The following is a 14,802-nucleotide window of genomic DNA, read 5'->3' as shown; positions in this document are numbered from 1 at the left end:
GGCGTGCCAGCACGGCTCAGCCAGCCCCTGCTTCCAGTAATTTCTGCACGGTGTCACGGCCACTCTTGACCACAAAATCGCCAAAGCTGCGGCGGCCGCCGGCGCTCTGCCAGGCCTTCAGCAGCGGTTCAAGGGTGGTTTCAAGATCCTCCAGCGGCATCTTCTCGAGGTAGGGCTCCGCTATTCGGCTGAGGTTGGGGGTGCCCCCCAGCCACAGCTGATATTGGTCAACACCACTGCCAACCAGGCCGATCTCGGCCATGTAGGGGCGGGCGCAGCCATTGGGGCAGCCGGTGATGCGCACTAGCACCGATCGGGAAATCTCCAGGCGCTGCAGTTGGGCTTCCAGCCGCTCCAGCACGCTTGGCAGGATGCGCTCAGCTTCCGTAACAGCGAGACCACATAGGGGCAGGGCCGGACAGGCCAGAGCGTGCCGCTGCAGTGGGGCAGGTGCTTCCGGTGCATTAATACCAAGCCCAGCCAGGGCAGCGCGGATGGTGGAGCGCTGGGCGGTGCCGATGTTGCAGAGCAGCAGATCCTGGTTGGGGGTGAGTCGCACCTCGAGCTTGTAGGTATCGACCAGTTGACGTAAACCACTCTTGAGCTCACCGGAAAGGCGTCCGCACAGCACCGGCAGGCCCACAAACCAGAGGCCACGGCTCTGGCGATGCCAGCCGAGGTAATCCTCGAGTTTGGTTTTTGGCTCTAGCCGCATCGCCTTGATCGGGTGGGCGAAGTAGCGCTCCTGGAGCTCCTGACGAAACCAATTGACACCCCGGTCATGGATCAGATACTTCATTCGGGCATGACGCCGTTGCTCCCTGTCGCCATGGTCCCGCTGTAGGGCCACGATCGCCTGAAGTAGTTCCAGCACGTGCCCATAGGCCACATAGCCGAGGCGGTCTGCTGTACGAGCGAAGGTCTCCTCCTTGTTGTGGGTGCGGCCCATGCCACCACCTACGTAAACGTTGCAGCCGATGGGGCTGCCTTGGGGGTCACAGAACAGCACCAAGCCGATGTCCTGGGTCAGAAGGTCCACCGAGTTGTCGCCGGGAACGGTGACGGCAACCTTGAATTTTCGGGGTAGGTAGGTGCTGCCATAGAGCGGTTCGGCCTCATCACCGCTGAAGACAGCACCCTCCTGTTGCAGCGCCTTAATTTTGGCAACCGCCGGGCTGGGCTTGATCCTGTAGCTGAGTTCACCGTCAACCCAGAGGTCGAGGTAGGAACCCTCAGCCGCCTGGGGGGCGAGCAAATCAGCGATGTCATCGGCAAGCTTGCGGGCTGCCGGGTAAGCCCCCTTTTCAAAGGGGGCTGCCGGGGCCATCACATTGCGGTTGATATCGCCACAGGCCGAAAGGGTCGAGCCCAGCTCGCGCACGATCGTGCCAATCACCTCTTTGAGGTTCTCCTTTCTGACGCCATGCATTTGAAATGCTTGGCGAGTAGTAACCCGCAGGCTGCCGTTACCTAGCCGGTCGGCAAGCTCGTCTATGGCCAGATAGAGGGAGCCAGGGACCCGGCCACCGGGATTGCGCAACCGCAGCATCATCTGCCAGTCCTTTTCAGCGCCCTTGCGCCGGTTTTCGCGGTTGTCCTGCTGGTAGCTGCCGTGAAACTTCAGGATCTGGACAGCAGCTTCGGTGAAATTGAGGGAGTCGTTGCCGAGCTCCGTCAGCAAGGGCTCTTTCAGGTGGCCACTACTGGCCTTGAGCTGCTCAAATTTGGAGGCGGCCGGCTTGACTTCGGGCATCAGGTCCTTGGCACAACGCTCGGCACGCCACTGAAGTTAGCGAACAGCGTTCAATACAGTCGTCTTGTGTTGCCCTGCCGCCGTGTCGACTTTTTTGCTCGAAATCGGCACTGAGGAACTTCCGGCCGATTTTGCGCGGCTAGCCCTGCCCCAGCTGGAGCAGCTGGTGCGCCGCGATCTGGCCACCTTGAGGCTCAGTCACGAGCGCATTGACTGCACAAGTACGCCCCGTCGGTTGGTGGTCAGGGTGACAGGGATGCCGCATCGTCAGCCAGATCTGGAGGAGGAGCGCAAGGGTCCTCCCCAGGCCCAGGCACTCAAGGACGGCCAACCGACGGCTGCAGCCCTTGGCTTTGCGAAACGATGTGGCGTTGCTCCCGAGGCCCTGGAAATTCGTGACACGCCTAAGGGCCCATTTTTATTTGCCAGCTGCCTCGAACCAGGGCAGCCCACCACCGATGTGCTGGCAAGCCAGGTTCCCCTTTGGATTGAGGCCCTGCAGGGACGCCGCTTCATGCGCTGGGGGGAGGGGGAGAGTCGCTTCTCCAGGCCAGTGCGATGGCTTGTGGCCCTGCTGGATAGCGAGCTGGTGCCCGTAAGCCTCGCGGGCAGTGATCCGGTAGTGACAGCGGGTAGGGAGAGCCGGGGCCATCGCCTGCATCGGGCCAGTGTGACCATCCCTAGCGCCGAGGCCCATACCGATCTGCTGGCCGCAGCCGGGGTGGAGGTTGATCGCGATCGCCGTGGAGCCCTGATCCGCAGCGCTGTTGAAGCTGCAGCCTCAACCCACAACGCCGATGCCGATCTGCCAGAGACGCTCTTCCAGGAACTGATTGACCTGGTCGAGTCACCCAACTTGTTGGAGGGTCAATTCGACGAGCACTACTTAGGCCTGCCAGCCGAGGTGCTCAGCACCGTTATGCGCTCACACCAACGCTATGTGCCTTTATTTGCAAAGGGCCACAACCTTGACCCCCTGGCTCTTGATGCCCGAGGCAGCTTGCTGCCACGCTTCTTGTGCGTCAGCAACGCCCTGCCCGCAGCCGCTGCCAGCGTGGCGCGTGGCAACGAGCGGGTGCTGAAGGCTCGACTTGCCGACGCTGAATTTTTTGTAAGGGCTGACCGCAATGTGGCCAGTATTGATCGCAGGTCTCAGCTAGAGCGTGTCACCTTCGCTGAGGGCTTGGGTTCCCTGCTCGATCGCACTGAGCGGCTCGAATGGTGCACAGACGTCCTACTTGAGCAGCTTTCGCTCTCGTCCAGCTGTGGCAGCCATGCCCGTCGGGCGGCCCATCTCTGCAAACACGACCTTGTTAGCCAGATGGTGGGTGAATTCCCAGAGCTGCAGGGGGCAATGGGGGGCAAGTACCTGGTGGCAGAGGGAGAGCCCTATCAGGTAGGCCTAGCAGTGCTGGAGCACTACTTACCCCGTGGTTCGGGCGACGCCCCGCCCAGCTCCGATGCAGGAGCTGTTGTCGCTTTAGCTGAGCGCCTGGAGTTGCTCTTAAGCATCTACGCCAAGGGTGAACGTCCTACCGGCTCCTCTGATCCCTACGCCCTGCGACGCGCGGGCCAAGGCCTACTGCAGATTTTGTGGGAGAAGGGCTGGCGCCTGGATCTGCTCGCCCTGTTGCAGCGCTCATGTCAGCACTGGGCTGAACTGCTGCCCCACTTCGCCGTTGATGCGGAAAGATTAAATATCGAGCTAGCCGACTTCCTGCGCCAGCGACTGGTGAGCCTGCTTGAGGAAGGTGGGATGGATGTCGACCTAGTGCAAGCGGTGGCTGGCCAAACGGGTGATCAAGGGCGGGTACTGTCCGATCCAGAGGATGCACGACAACGAGTTGCCCTGCTTATGGAGTTGCGCAGCTCGGGTCAGTTGGCAGCGGTGCAGGCTGTGGTTACCCGCGCGGCGCGACTTGCAAACCAGGGCGATCTACCAAGCGGCGTGCTCAGTGCCGAGGTAGTAGTCGATCCTGATCTGTTTGAAAAAAGCAGTGAGGCAGCCATGTTGGCGGTGCTTAACAAGCTAGGTCCCATCGCCACCAGCAACGCCAACGATCGCTACCGCAACTTGGCTAGCGGACTTTCGGCTGGCGCCCCAGCCTTGGCAGCCTTCTTTGATGGCGAGCAGAGCGTGATGGTGATGGCTGAAGATGGAGCGGTACGCAGAAACCGTCTCAATTTGCTGGGGGTGCTGCGCAATCAAGCTTCCGTATTGGCGGACTTCAGTCGCATCATGGGATGAAATTCCCATAGAGTGTTGTCCTGTTATTGAAAAAAATGCCTGTTCACATTGAGGGTAGTTATTGAGTTTACTTCCATCGCCACAGGTCCCGTCGCCAAAGGCTCCCTCGCAGCCGATATCCCCTCGCCGCCGGGATTTTCAGCTCGAAGCCTTCCGCCAAGGCGATGACCGCATCGCCAGCTGGCAGCTAATAAATACCCTCATTCCGACAGCCCTGCTTTGGGCATCCATACCAACGCTGGCTGCCGCCGGGCCGAGCCGGCTAATGCTGCTGCCAGTGCTGCTGCTACTAGTCCTGTTTTCGGCACGCTCATTCGCCCTAATGCACGATTGCGGCCACGAATCGCTCTTCAAAACTCGCTGGTTAAACAGGCCCGTTGGTTTTCTTCTGGGTTGCTTAAATGCAATCCCCCAGCATCCCTGGTCCCGCGGCCACGCTTTTCACCACAAACACAACGGCAACTGGGATCGCTACCGGGGCCCCTCTGCGCTGCTGACCCTGAGCGACTACTTAGCCCTATCACCACGCCAACGCTGGTTTTATGGACTTAGTCGCCACCCTCTGATGCTGTTTCCAGGTGGTTGCTACTACCTACTGATTCGGCCAAGACTTGAGCTTGTGCTCGGTGTAGCTGAATGGCTGGCAGCTATGGCGTCCCACTTAGGCCAAAAGGGACTAGCTGGCCTTGCCGAGCTGCCAGAGCTGAGCAGTAATTTTCGCTCCAGCCATTGGTATACATCGGCTGAGTGCATAGATCTGTTTGCCAATAATCTGGTTGTACTCACTAGTTGGTGGCTAATGGGATCGTGGCTTGGCCACGGCCTGTTTTGGAGCTGCTATCTATTTGTGATGACTTTATCGGCAGCATTGTTTCTCTGCATCTTTTTCGTTCAACACAATTTTGCAGATTCCTATGCCAGTGGCAGCGAAGGGTGGGACTATCAGCGTGGCGCCCTAAAGGGTAGTAGTAATTTGGAAATGCCAGCAATTCTAAATTGGTTTTGGGCAGACATTTCTTTCCACAGTATTCATCACCTCTGCGAAAGAATTCCTAATTACCGCCTGCAGGCATGCCACGAAGCAAATTCAGCGCTACTGGCGGAATGTCCACGATTAAGCCTTAAAGATTTTCCCAGCAGCTTTAGGTATGTACTGTGGAACTCAGACGCAAAAAAATTGCTCACACTGGCAGAAGCTAATGTGAGCGCCATAAATTCCTAGGCCAACTAGCCCCCCGAGGATCAATCCTTTCCGGCTAGAGCCGGTTCGCGATCCTGTTCAGGCTCTGCATTCTTTGCAGATGTAGCTTCATTTTTGCGGGATTTAACGCCCACTTTAATACCACCTTTGATTGTACTAACCGCCAGCATGGCATTAACTTCGGCCTCGCCCCGCACTGCGCTATCCACCGGCTTGTAGCCCTGAGGAGCCAGGGCATTGCCCCTAAGCACCGAACCTAGGGTAAGCAGCGTGAGTTTCAACTGCTGCCATGGATTCATCATTACCACCCGCTTGTATAGGTAACTGTCGAAGGTGAGGCGTTGTACGTCCTTGTCGCCGCACATCTCGACAAATGCTTCACGAGCAGCATCGTTTCGGTAGAAAATATTTTGGAGTATCTCAAGCACCTTGTAGGTAGCGCCGTATTGGCGATCCCATTTCTTAAGATATTTTTTCAGATCTGCCTCAGTAGGAACCTTGCTACCACCGGCACTGGATTCCACAATTTGCTCGGCACACATGCGGCCGCTTTTGGCTGCAAAATAAATGCCCTCGCCAGAGCTCTTGGTGACATAGCCAGCAGCATCACCTACTAGGGCCATACGGCCAACCACCCGACGGGGACGGGGATGTTCCGGAATCGGATGGGCTTCGACCTTGATTACTTCGCCGTTGACTAGCCGTTTTTTGGCTCGTTCGCGGATGCCCTCCTGGAGTCCCTTGATCAGCCCTTGGTTTTGTTGCATGGTTCCAGTACCAACCGCCACGTGGTCGTACTTGGGGAACACCCACGCATAAAAATCTGGAGATACATCAGTACCCACATACATCTCAGCCAAGTTTTCGTAGTACTTCATCTCCTCGGCAGGCAGTCTGATGCGCTCCTGGAAGGCAATGGCTACGTTGTAGTCGCCAGCATCCATAGCCTTGGCAACTCGACTATTGGCTCCGTCAGCCCCCACAATCAAATCAACTTCAAGAGTCTTGGTTTCTCCTGTTGCTTCTCCAGCGCCATAATCGGAATAGGTAAGGGTGTAGGGGCCTTGTCGGTTGGCACCAGTATCGATTTTGGTAACCAATCCGTTCACGAGCTGGGCACCTAGTTCGGCAGCTCTGTTGCGGAGAAAGGCGTCCATAACCTCTCTGCGGCACATGCCAATATATTCATTTTCATTTTCTAAATTGATATCTACTTCCCTGTTTGAAGGGGAGATCATCTTCATGTTGCGCACCTTGCGGTCGATGATCGACTCTGGCAAGTCAAATTCCTCAACCATGCAAAGCGGAATGGCACCGCCGCATGGTTTGGCGTTGTCGAGCTTGCGCTCAAAAATCCAGGTTTTAATGCCAGCTTTGGCAAGCACCTCAGCCGCACAGGCTCCACTGGGGCCGCCACCCACAACCGCGACTCGCAACATCAAAAAACGCTCCGCCAAGATGGATGCTGCTGGGAAGCTAACACCGATAACCGGTCGGGTGGTGGGCAATCCGACCTCCCCGCCTAGGATCTTCATTGCTTGTGTTTAGGAAGATTGATCGGTGCCAGGCAGGGAACCCGCGTGACGCATCGCAATTCCCGCAGGCCAGGCCAACCCGTAGCCATGGGGGACATTCCTGTCGCCCGCCGCACGAGCCCGCCTTCAGCCAAGGCCAACCGCTGGCTACTGGGAGTCAGCGTGGGTACAGGGTCACTTTTGATCGCCCTTACCCTAGTAGTGGTTTGGCGCCCGGGGCCTCTGCAGCGCCTATTGGCCCCACCGCCAGTAAAGGGACTAAACGCCCGCACGGGCCTTGATGGGCGCCTGCTGGGCCATTTCCCCTACGGAGAGCTGGCCGCCTCGGAACGGGTGGCGATTGCCCCTGGGCTAAGCCTGCATCGCGACGCAGCAGCAGCTCTTCTGGCCATGCAGCGAGATGCAGCCGTTAGCGGGGTAGAGCTAGTGGTGCTGAGCGCCTTCCGATCCCATGCGCTGCAAAAAGAACTCTTTTTTGATGTGAAATCGGATCGCAACCAGAGCGCTCGAGAAAGGGCCATGGTTAGCGCCCCGCCAGGGTTTTCTGAGCACAGCACCGGCTTCGCCATAGATCTCGGCGATGGCCTGGCACCTGCCACGAATCTCTCACCAAGCTTCGATCAAACTCCAGCCTATGCGTGGCTACTGGCCAATGCTGCTCGCTATCACTTCATCCTCTCCTTCCCCCGAGGCAATACCCAGGGGGTGAGTTACGAACCTTGGCATTGGCGATTTGAGGGCAGCGCCGAAGCCCTGCAGTTGTTTGAGCCCGCCCAGCGGTTGGCGCGCTGATGACTATTCCGGAATTGCTGGCCCCAGCGGGAAATTGGCAGGCCCTGCGCGCCGCGGTAGCAAATGGCGCCGACGCCGTTTATTTCGGTGTGGAGGTATTCAACGCCCGCATGCGGGCCGCCAATTTTCAGCAGGAGGAGTTGCCGGAACTGATGCACTGGCTGCATCGGCGTGGGGTGAAGGGATTTCTCACCGTCAACGTGCTCGTTTTCAGCGATGAGCTGGTTGAGGCGGCAAGTTTGATCAGGGCTGCAGCTGCGGCCCACGTCGATGCCCTGATTGTTCAGGACGTTGGCCTGGCCCGGCTGGCGCGCAAGTTGGCGCCCGAACTGGCTGTGCACGGATCCACTCAGATGTCGATCACCAGCGCCGCAGGGGTAGCCATGGCCGCAGAGCTTGGTTGTGCCCGGGTCGTGCTTGCCCGGGAGCTGACTCTCACCGACCTGGGCCGTTTGCAAAGCCAGTTGCAACATCGCCAGTTGGCCATGCCCCTGGAGGTTTTTGTGCATGGCGCCCTGTGCGTTGCCTATTCGGGCCAGTGCCTCACCAGCGAAGCCCTGGGCCAGCGCAGTGCCAACCGGGGCGAGTGTGCCCAGGCTTGCCGCTTGCCCTACCAGCTGATTGTTGACGGCGAAGAGCGCGATCTTCAAGACCAGCGCTACCTGCTCTCACCCCAGGACCTATCCGCCTGGGAGCTTTTACCCCAGCTCAAGCAGATCGGCATCACAAGCCTCAAGATCGAGGGGCGTCTTAAGGACGCCACCTACGTGGCCGCTGTTACCGATGCCTACCGGCAAGGACTCGATCGTCTAGCCGAGGGACTACCAAGTGCGCCCCAGCCAGCTGAGCAGAGGCGCTCCCTGGAGTTGAGCTTCTCGCGGGGGCTTTCCACAGGCTGGTTGGGGGGCCTCGACCACCAGGCTCTCGTGCACGGCCGCTGGAGCAAGAAGCGTGGCCCTCAGATTGGTGTATTTGAGCGCTTCAGTGCCGACGGTTGGTGGATCATCCAGACCCAGGCCCTTCTGAAGCCTGGCGATGGTCTGGTGTTTGAGGCCCCTGGATCTGCTCCCCTGGAGCCACCTGCGGAGGTTGGCGGCCGGCTGATGGCTGTGCAGCAGAGCCCCATGGGCCGTCTGGCCGTACGGCTTGGCCCTGGCCGGATCGAAACCCGCGGACTTTCAGCGGGTAGCCCCTGCTGGCTCACCAGCGATCCCGCACTTGAAAGTCAATGGCAGCGCATGGCTGGCCAGGCAACACCGGAGTGCAGCCGAGGCTTGCGGCTTCACCTGCAAGGACGGCTTGGCGAGCCCTTGGAGCTGCGGGTTGAGTGGGCAGAGGGACTAGATCCAGCAGCATCTGTGCAGATAAAGCTGCGCTCCGCCTCTGCCCTGCAAGCAGCCTGCGTTCAAGCCCTAGACAACCCCCGACTTCAAGCCCAGCTTGGGCGCCTTGGCGGCACCTGCTGGAGGTTGGAGCAGCTAGAGCTTGCTCTCGAGGGAGAGCTTTTTCTGCCAGTAGCCCAGCTCAACAAGTTGCGCCGCGAGCTTGTTGAGGCACTGGCCGCAATTGAGCCTGACCTCAGCTGCTCGCAGGAGCCTTTGGCAGGGGATAAATCTGATATCAACGATCTACTGGAGAGTCTTTCCAGCCCAGCCTTTACTTCGGCAATATCTAGGCCCGGTTTGGGCAGGGCTGAGGATTCGGCGCCGCAGTTGGTTGTGCTGGTGCGCAGCCTTGAGCAACTGAGAGCCCTGCGCGATCAACCAGTGGCGTCAGTGATTGCTGACCTTGAACAGCCGGCCGAGCTGCGCGAGGCCGTGGCAATCGGCCGTGGCTGCTGGCCTGGAGGGATCTGGCTGGCTGGGGCTCGCATCACACGGCCTGATGAGCGCTGGACCCTGGAGCCCCTAGTGCGGGCGGCCCCCGATGGCTACCTGGTGCGCAATGCCGACCAGCTCGAGGCGCTAACCCCCCTTGCTCCCTGCTATGGCGATTTTTCCTTGAATGTCGCAAATCCAATTTCCGCCGCGTGGTTCCTAGATCATTGGAAGCTGCAGCGAATCACCGCCAGCTACGACCTTGACCTCAAGCAGATGTTGTCCCTGGTGCGGGGCTGCCCCCCCGGCCAGGTGGAGGTAACCGCCCACCAGCACATGCCCCTGTTCCACATGGAGCACTGCCTCTTTTGCGCCTTCTTATCTGACGGACACGACCACACCGACTGCGGCCGCCCTTGCGAAAAGCACACGGTGCTTCTGCGTGATCGCAGCGGCAGTGAGCACCCGCTGAGGGCGGATCTTGGCTGCCGTAACACCTTGTTTAATGGACGAGCTCAGACAGCTGCTGAGGCCCTGCCCCATTTGATGCGAGCTGGGGTGCGTCAGTTCCGAATTGAGTTGTTGCAGGAAACAGGGGCCGAAAGCCAGCGTCGGGTACAGCAATATTCAGCGACCCTGCGGGGTGAGATCAGCGGACGCAGCCTCTGGCAGCAGGAACAGCTGGACAGCCGTCTTGGCGTGACCCGCGGCAGCCTCAAAAGCGGCAGGGGTGTGGGATAGAGTTGGTGGATGGCTTCAAGTCTGCGTAAACGTTCCGTCTACATAAACTTCAAGTCAACAGATTCCATTCAACGTAAAAGTAGGGTTTTATTTGTATGAGCGGTGCACACCCAGGTACGCCGATTCGCAACATTGCGATCATCGCCCACGTTGACCATGGCAAAACCACATTGGTGGATGCCATGCTCACCCAATCGGGCATCTTCCGCGAGGGAGAGGCGGTTCCGACCTGTGTGATGGACTCGAACGATCTTGAGCGTGAGCGCGGGATCACAATTCTTTCCAAAAACACCGCCGTCGATTACGAAGGAATTCGTATCAACATCGTTGACACCCCTGGACACGCTGATTTCGGCGGTGAGGTGGAGCGAGTTCTCGGCATGGTTGACGGCTGCCTCCTGATTGTTGATGCCAACGAGGGGCCCATGCCCCAAACCCGATTTGTGCTTAAAAAAGCCCTCGAGAAAGGGTTACGTCCAATCGTTTTCGTAAACAAGATTGATCGGGCCCGGGTAGACCCCGAGGTTGCTGTCGACAAGGTTCTCGACTTGTTCCTCGAGCTGGGTGCCGACGACGACCAGTGCGATTTCCCCTATTTGTTTGGGAGTGGCATGGGCGGCTACGCCAAGCCAGACATGAAAACCGAGAGCGACAATATGAAGCCGCTCTTCGATGCGATCCTGCGGCACGTTCCGCCTCCGGTGGGCGATCCCGAGAAGCCGCTGCAGCTTCAAGTCACCACCTTGGACTACTCCGACTTTTTGGGTCGGATCATGATTGGACGCATCCACAACGGCACAATTAGGGCTGGCCAACCTGCTGCGCTTATCCGTGACGACGGCAGCATCAAGCGCAGCCGCATCAGCAAGTTGCTTGGCTTCCAGGGCCTGCAGCGCGTTGAAATTGAGGAGGCCCGCGCTGGCGATCTCGTGGCCGTGGCCGGCTTTGACGAGGTAAATATTGGTGAGACGATTGCCTGCCCCGATCACCCTGAGGCCCTGCCCCTGATTCGGGTTGACGAACCCACCCTTCAGATGACTTTCGTCATCAATGACTCTCCCTTCGCTGGCAAGGAGGGCAAATTTGTGACCAGCCGTCAGGTGCGAGATCGCCTGCAGAAAGAACTGCTCACCAACGTCGCCCTACGGGTAGAGGACACCGACTCACCCGATCGCTGGGCCGTCAGCGGCCGTGGTGAATTACACCTTGGCATCCTGATCGAAACAATGCGCCGTGAAGGCTATGAGTTCCAGGTATCCCAACCCCAGGTGATTTTCCGCACCATTGATGGCACCCCATCGGAGCCCTACGAAACCTTAGTTTTGGATGTGCCTGAGGAGTCAGTGGGCGCCTGCATCGAGAAGCTAGGCATTCGCAAAGCCGAGATGCAGAACATGGAAAATACGAATGATGGTCGCACCCAGCTTGAGTTTGTGGTGCCAGCTCGGGGCCTGATTGGCTTCCGAGGCGAATTCATTCGCGCCACAAGGGGCGAGGGCATCATGAGCCACTCCTTCCTCGACTACCGGCCGATGCAGGGAGACATGGACAACCGCCGCAATGGCGTGTTGATTGCCTTTGAGGAAGGCACAGCCACCTTCTATGCACTCAAGGGTGCGGAAGATCGCGGCCAGTTCTTCATTACGCCTGGTACCAAGGTCTACAAGGGAATGATTGTTGGCGAACACAACCGACCACCCGACCTAGAACTCAACGTTTGCAAGGCAAAGCAGGTTACCAATATTCGCTCGGCTGGCGCAGAGGTGCTTGACACCTTGCAGGCACCTATCCAGATGACCCTAGAGCGGGCTCTTGAGTACATCGGACCCGATGAAATGCTTGAGGTCACACCCCAATCGATCAGATTGCGCAAACTGCCTTCCAAAAAGGCCGCTAAGCGCTGATCAGTGCGCTCGAACCCTGAGCAGCAGGTTTTAACCGAAGAGCAGGAATTATTGGCCGACACCCGTCTGGGCGAGGCCATGTTCTTGTTTAACAGCGGTGATTGGTATGCCTGCCACGACGGCTTTGAATCCCTCTGGCATGAAACAGCTGGCCCTATGCGGCCAGTTTTGCAGGGAATTCTGCAAATCGCCGTGGCGGAACTTCACCTTGAACGGGGAAACTGCCGCGGCGCCACAATCCTGATGGGTGAGGGTCTAGGCCGCCTTAAGGCTTGTTCGCCTACCGCCCTAGGCATAGATTTAGTCGCATTGATCAACACATCCATGCAGCGGCTGCTGGCATTGCAGCAGCAGACTCCAATTGAGGGCTTGGAATTGCCCAGATTGGTTAAGACGCCGCCCCATAACCGTTCTATAGATTAAAAATTACTCAATGGCTCATACCCAACTGTTGCTATTTACCCCTAGGCGCTCCGTGCTCTTGCGGCTGATGGCCATGCCCCTTTTCCTCTCGGCAATGTTGGCCCCTGCGCTTGCAGCTCCCGCCTTGGTGACTCCCACCAGTGGGCTGGTAACGATTGAATCCGACTTGCAAAAGGCCGATAACAGCACCGGGGTTGTGACAGCAACCGGCAATGTGCGCATCGTTTACCCAGACCAACGGGTAGTGGCCACGGCCCGTCAGGCCCAATACTTCAGTCGTGAGGGCAGGGTGGTGCTCAGCGGTGATGTGGATGTAATTCAAGATTCGGGTCATAGCATTCGGGCTGAACGGTTGGTGTACCTGGTGGAGCGGGAGCGAATCGTGGCTGAGCCCGCCCCTGGACAACAAGTGATCACCCACTACCGAATAAATGCGCCAACACCAAAAGAAGGCATGTCGCCATGAGCCTGGAGCTCGTCAATGTGGCCCTGGCCATCGGCGGCCGAATGCTGGTCAACCACGTGTCGCTGCAGCTGGAGCCTGGTGAAGTAGTGGGCTTGCTTGGTCCAAACGGGGCGGGCAAAACCACCACTTTTGGTTTGGTGACTGGCTTATTGCGCCCCGACTCCGGCCAGGTGTTGATGGATGGCATGGCAATCGAACAGCTGCCCATGCCCCAACGTGCCCGCCTAGGCATCGGCTACTTGCCCCAGGAGCCCAGCGTGTTTCGGCAGCTAAGTGTGCGTGACAACCTGAGCCTTGCCCTGCAAGAAAGTGCCACGCCGATGGAGCTGAGGCGCCAGCGCCTCAATGGCTTAATCGACGATTTTCACCTCAGCGAATTTCAAAACCGCAAGGGCTACCAGTTGTCCGGAGGTGAGCGGCGGCGCTGTGAGGTTGCCCGGGCATTGGCTGTGGGTGCGGAAGGTCCCAGCTACCTGCTGCTGGATGAGCCTTTTGCGGGAGTAGACCCAATCGCGGTGTCAGATCTGCAGCAGTTGATCCACCAGCTCAAGGGGCGGGGCATGGGTCTGCTGATCACAGACCACAACGTGCGCGAAACCCTGGCGATCACAGATCGGGCCTACATCCTTTCTGAAGGATCGATTTTGGCTTCCGGCAGCTCTCAGCAGGTGGGTTCCGATCCCCTGGTTCGCCGCCACTACCTCGGAGAATCCTTCCGGCTATGAGTTGGTCACATCGCGCACGCCAGCAGCTGCTGACCCCTTGGCGCCACCTACCCCTGCTTGATCGCTGGCTACTGGCGGAACTGATCGGCCCCCTGATTTTCGGTGTAGCCGCATTCACCGCCGTTTCCCTCTCAGTAGGTGCCGTATTTGAGCTTGTCCGCCGGGTTGCGGAATCGGGGTTGCCCCTAGATGTGGCCGTGCGGGTACTGGTACTGGAGGTGCCCTCCTTTCTTGTGCTCTCTTTCCCCATGGCCACGCTGATGGCCACGTTGCTCACCTATTCAAAGCTTTCAGGCAACAGTGAGCTCACCGCCCTGCGCAGCGTGGGCGTTGCCACCTGGCGAATGGTGGTGCCCGCCGTTGCTATCGCGCTGGTGATGACCATGCTCACCTTCACCTTCAACGAGGCCATCGTGCCGCGCACCTTGCTCGAGGCCAAAAACACCCTCAACCGTGCGATTGGACGTGCCGTATCTGGCGAGCAGAAAGACAACGTCATGTTCTCTAAATACGGTGAGATACAGGCAGAAGACGGCAGCACGGAGCGGGGCCTTACCCACTTTTTCTACGCCCAACGCTTCAATAAAGGAGTGATGGAGCGGGTCACCCTGCTAGACCTTTCACGCCGAGATCAACGGGTGCTGCTCAGTGCCGATCGAGCCCGCTGGAGCGAGGCCGATGCCCAGTGGGAATTCCTTGATGGCCATGTCTTTGGGGTCACGGAGGGATCGGACAGCTCCACCACTTCAGCTGATTTCGACCGCTACCTTTATCCGCTGGGTAGTCAGCCGCTTCAGGTTGCCAAGCTGCCAAAGGATTCCAATTCAATGACAATCGGCCAAGCACGAACCGCCGAACGGCTGCTCAGAGAGGCAAGTGATCTGCAAGGTGCCCGCAAGCTGCGAGTTCGCATCCAGGAGAAGTTCGCCTTCCCCGCGGTCTGCTTGGTGTTTGGATTAATTGGTAGCAGCCTTGGAGTGCGCCCCCATTCGCGGCGCAGCCGTAGCCAGGGATTCGGACTCAGCGTCCTGCTGATCTTTGGCTACTACCTGGTGGCATTTGTTTTCAGTTCGCTCGGGGTCAAGGGGACGCTCAGTCCCTACTTCTCCGCCTGGCTGCCAGTGGTGATCGGTTTGGGTGGCGGCGTGTATCTGTTACGGCAGGCCAGCCGCTAACAGCACCTGCCATTCGCCAAAC

At 58.6% G+C, this 14,802-nt stretch carries 11 protein-coding genes; 9 read left to right on the top strand and 2 right to left on the bottom strand.

The features are described 5' to 3' along the window. Nucleotides 1-16: 16 nt before the first annotated feature. A complete protein-coding gene (gene sir / locus KBY75_RS04285; RefSeq protein WP_255023079.1) occupies nt 17-1,753 on the bottom strand; it encodes a sulfite reductase, ferredoxin dependent in 1,737 nt (578 codons plus the stop codon). A gap of 82 nt (nt 1,754-1,835) precedes the next feature. Between sir and glyS the strand changes: the two genes are divergently transcribed. Both glyS and KBY75_RS04275 read left to right on the top strand, forming a co-directional pair. Further along, nucleotides 1,836-4,001, top strand: a complete 2,166-nt coding sequence (gene glyS, locus KBY75_RS04280) for a glycine--tRNA ligase subunit beta (RefSeq protein ID WP_255023078.1) — start codon at nt 1,836-1,838, stop codon at nt 3,999-4,001. 265 nt (nt 4,002-4,266) lie between these two features. Continuing rightward, nucleotides 4,267-5,223: a fatty acid desaturase gene (locus KBY75_RS04275; protein ID WP_255023077.1), complete on the top strand. Its 957-nt coding sequence runs from the start codon at nt 4,267-4,269 to the stop codon at nt 5,221-5,223. Between the two features lie 20 nt (nt 5,224-5,243). Here the strand turns inward: KBY75_RS04275 and chlP are convergent, their stop codons facing one another. Further along, complete coding sequence (chlP, locus tag KBY75_RS04270; RefSeq protein WP_255023133.1) at nt 5,244-6,641, bottom strand: geranylgeranyl reductase; 1,398 nt, start codon at nt 6,639-6,641, stop codon at nt 5,244-5,246. Nucleotides 6,642-6,824: 183 nt separating this feature from the next. On the opposite strand from chlP, the gene KBY75_RS04265 reads away from it, so the two are divergent. The 7 genes from KBY75_RS04265 (at nt 6,825) to KBY75_RS04235 (ending at nt 14,780) form a co-directional block, all read left to right on the top strand. Further along, nucleotides 6,825-7,529 (top strand): D-alanyl-D-alanine carboxypeptidase family protein, encoded by a 705-nt coding sequence (locus KBY75_RS04265; protein WP_255023076.1) that lies wholly within the window; start codon nt 6,825-6,827, stop codon nt 7,527-7,529. Further along, the gene (locus KBY75_RS04260) at nt 7,529-10,087 is read left to right on the top strand and encodes a U32 family peptidase (protein WP_255023075.1); all 2,559 of its coding nucleotides are present in this window, start codon (nt 7,529-7,531) and stop codon (nt 10,085-10,087) included. Before KBY75_RS04265 ends, KBY75_RS04260 begins: the two co-directional genes overlap by 1 nt. A gap of 95 nt (nt 10,088-10,182) precedes the next feature. After that, a complete protein-coding gene (gene typA / locus KBY75_RS04255; protein WP_254936802.1) occupies nt 10,183-11,991 on the top strand; it encodes a translational GTPase TypA in 1,809 nt (602 codons plus the stop codon). A gap of 3 nt (nt 11,992-11,994) precedes the next feature. Continuing rightward, nucleotides 11,995-12,414, top strand: coding sequence for a DUF309 domain-containing protein (locus KBY75_RS04250; RefSeq protein ID WP_396097937.1), 420 nt, complete (start codon nt 11,995-11,997; stop codon nt 12,412-12,414). 67 nt (nt 12,415-12,481) lie between these two features. Next, on the top strand, nt 12,482-12,880 hold the full coding sequence (locus tag KBY75_RS04245) for an LptA/OstA family protein (protein WP_396097935.1): 399 nt from the start codon (nt 12,482-12,484) through the stop codon (nt 12,878-12,880). Then, on the top strand, nt 12,877-13,605 hold the full coding sequence (gene lptB / locus KBY75_RS04240; protein ID WP_255023074.1) for an LPS export ABC transporter ATP-binding protein: 729 nt from the start codon (nt 12,877-12,879) through the stop codon (nt 13,603-13,605). The genes KBY75_RS04245 and lptB overlap by 4 nt, the downstream gene beginning before the upstream one ends. Continuing rightward, nucleotides 13,602-14,780 carry an LptF/LptG family permease gene (locus KBY75_RS04235; RefSeq protein WP_255023073.1) on the top strand — a complete coding sequence of 393 codons (1,179 nt, stop codon included), beginning with the start codon at nt 13,602-13,604 and terminating at the stop codon, nt 14,778-14,780. The genes lptB and KBY75_RS04235 overlap by 4 nt, the downstream gene beginning before the upstream one ends. Nucleotides 14,781-14,802: the final 22 nt, after the last annotated feature.

The organism is Cyanobium sp. T1G-Tous, from assembly GCF_024345455.1.
In the GTDB taxonomy this organism is placed as follows: Bacteria; Cyanobacteriota; Cyanobacteriia; order PCC-6307; family Cyanobiaceae; genus Cyanobium_A.
This window is presented reverse-complemented; position numbering and strand designations above follow the sequence as displayed.

What these genes read in the sequence shown, in the direction of transcription:
- KBY75_RS04245 (WP_396097935.1), top strand. Translation starts at nt 12,482, where the DNA reads ATGGCCATGCCCCTTTTCCTCTCGGCAATGTTGGCCCCTGCGCTTGCA.
- KBY75_RS04260 (WP_255023075.1), top strand. Translation starts at nt 7,529, where the DNA reads ATGACTATTCCGGAATTGCTGGCCCCAGCGGGAAATTGGCAGGCCCTG.
- typA (WP_254936802.1), top strand. Translation starts at nt 10,183, where the DNA reads ATGAGCGGTGCACACCCAGGTACGCCGATTCGCAACATTGCGATCATC.
- KBY75_RS04275 (WP_255023077.1), top strand. Translation starts at nt 4,267, where the DNA reads ATGCTGCTGCCAGTGCTGCTGCTACTAGTCCTGTTTTCGGCACGCTCA.
- chlP (WP_255023133.1), bottom strand. Translation starts at nt 6,641, where the DNA reads ATGTTGCGAGTCGCGGTTGTGGGTGGCGGCCCCAGTGGAGCCTGTGCG.
- KBY75_RS04235 (WP_255023073.1), top strand. Translation starts at nt 13,602, where the DNA reads ATGAGTTGGTCACATCGCGCACGCCAGCAGCTGCTGACCCCTTGGCGC.
- sir (WP_255023079.1), bottom strand. Translation starts at nt 1,753, where the DNA reads ATGCCCGAAGTCAAGCCGGCCGCCTCCAAATTTGAGCAGCTCAAGGCC.
- KBY75_RS04265 (WP_255023076.1), top strand. Translation starts at nt 6,825, where the DNA reads ATGGGGGACATTCCTGTCGCCCGCCGCACGAGCCCGCCTTCAGCCAAG.
- lptB (WP_255023074.1), top strand. Translation starts at nt 12,877, where the DNA reads ATGAGCCTGGAGCTCGTCAATGTGGCCCTGGCCATCGGCGGCCGAATG.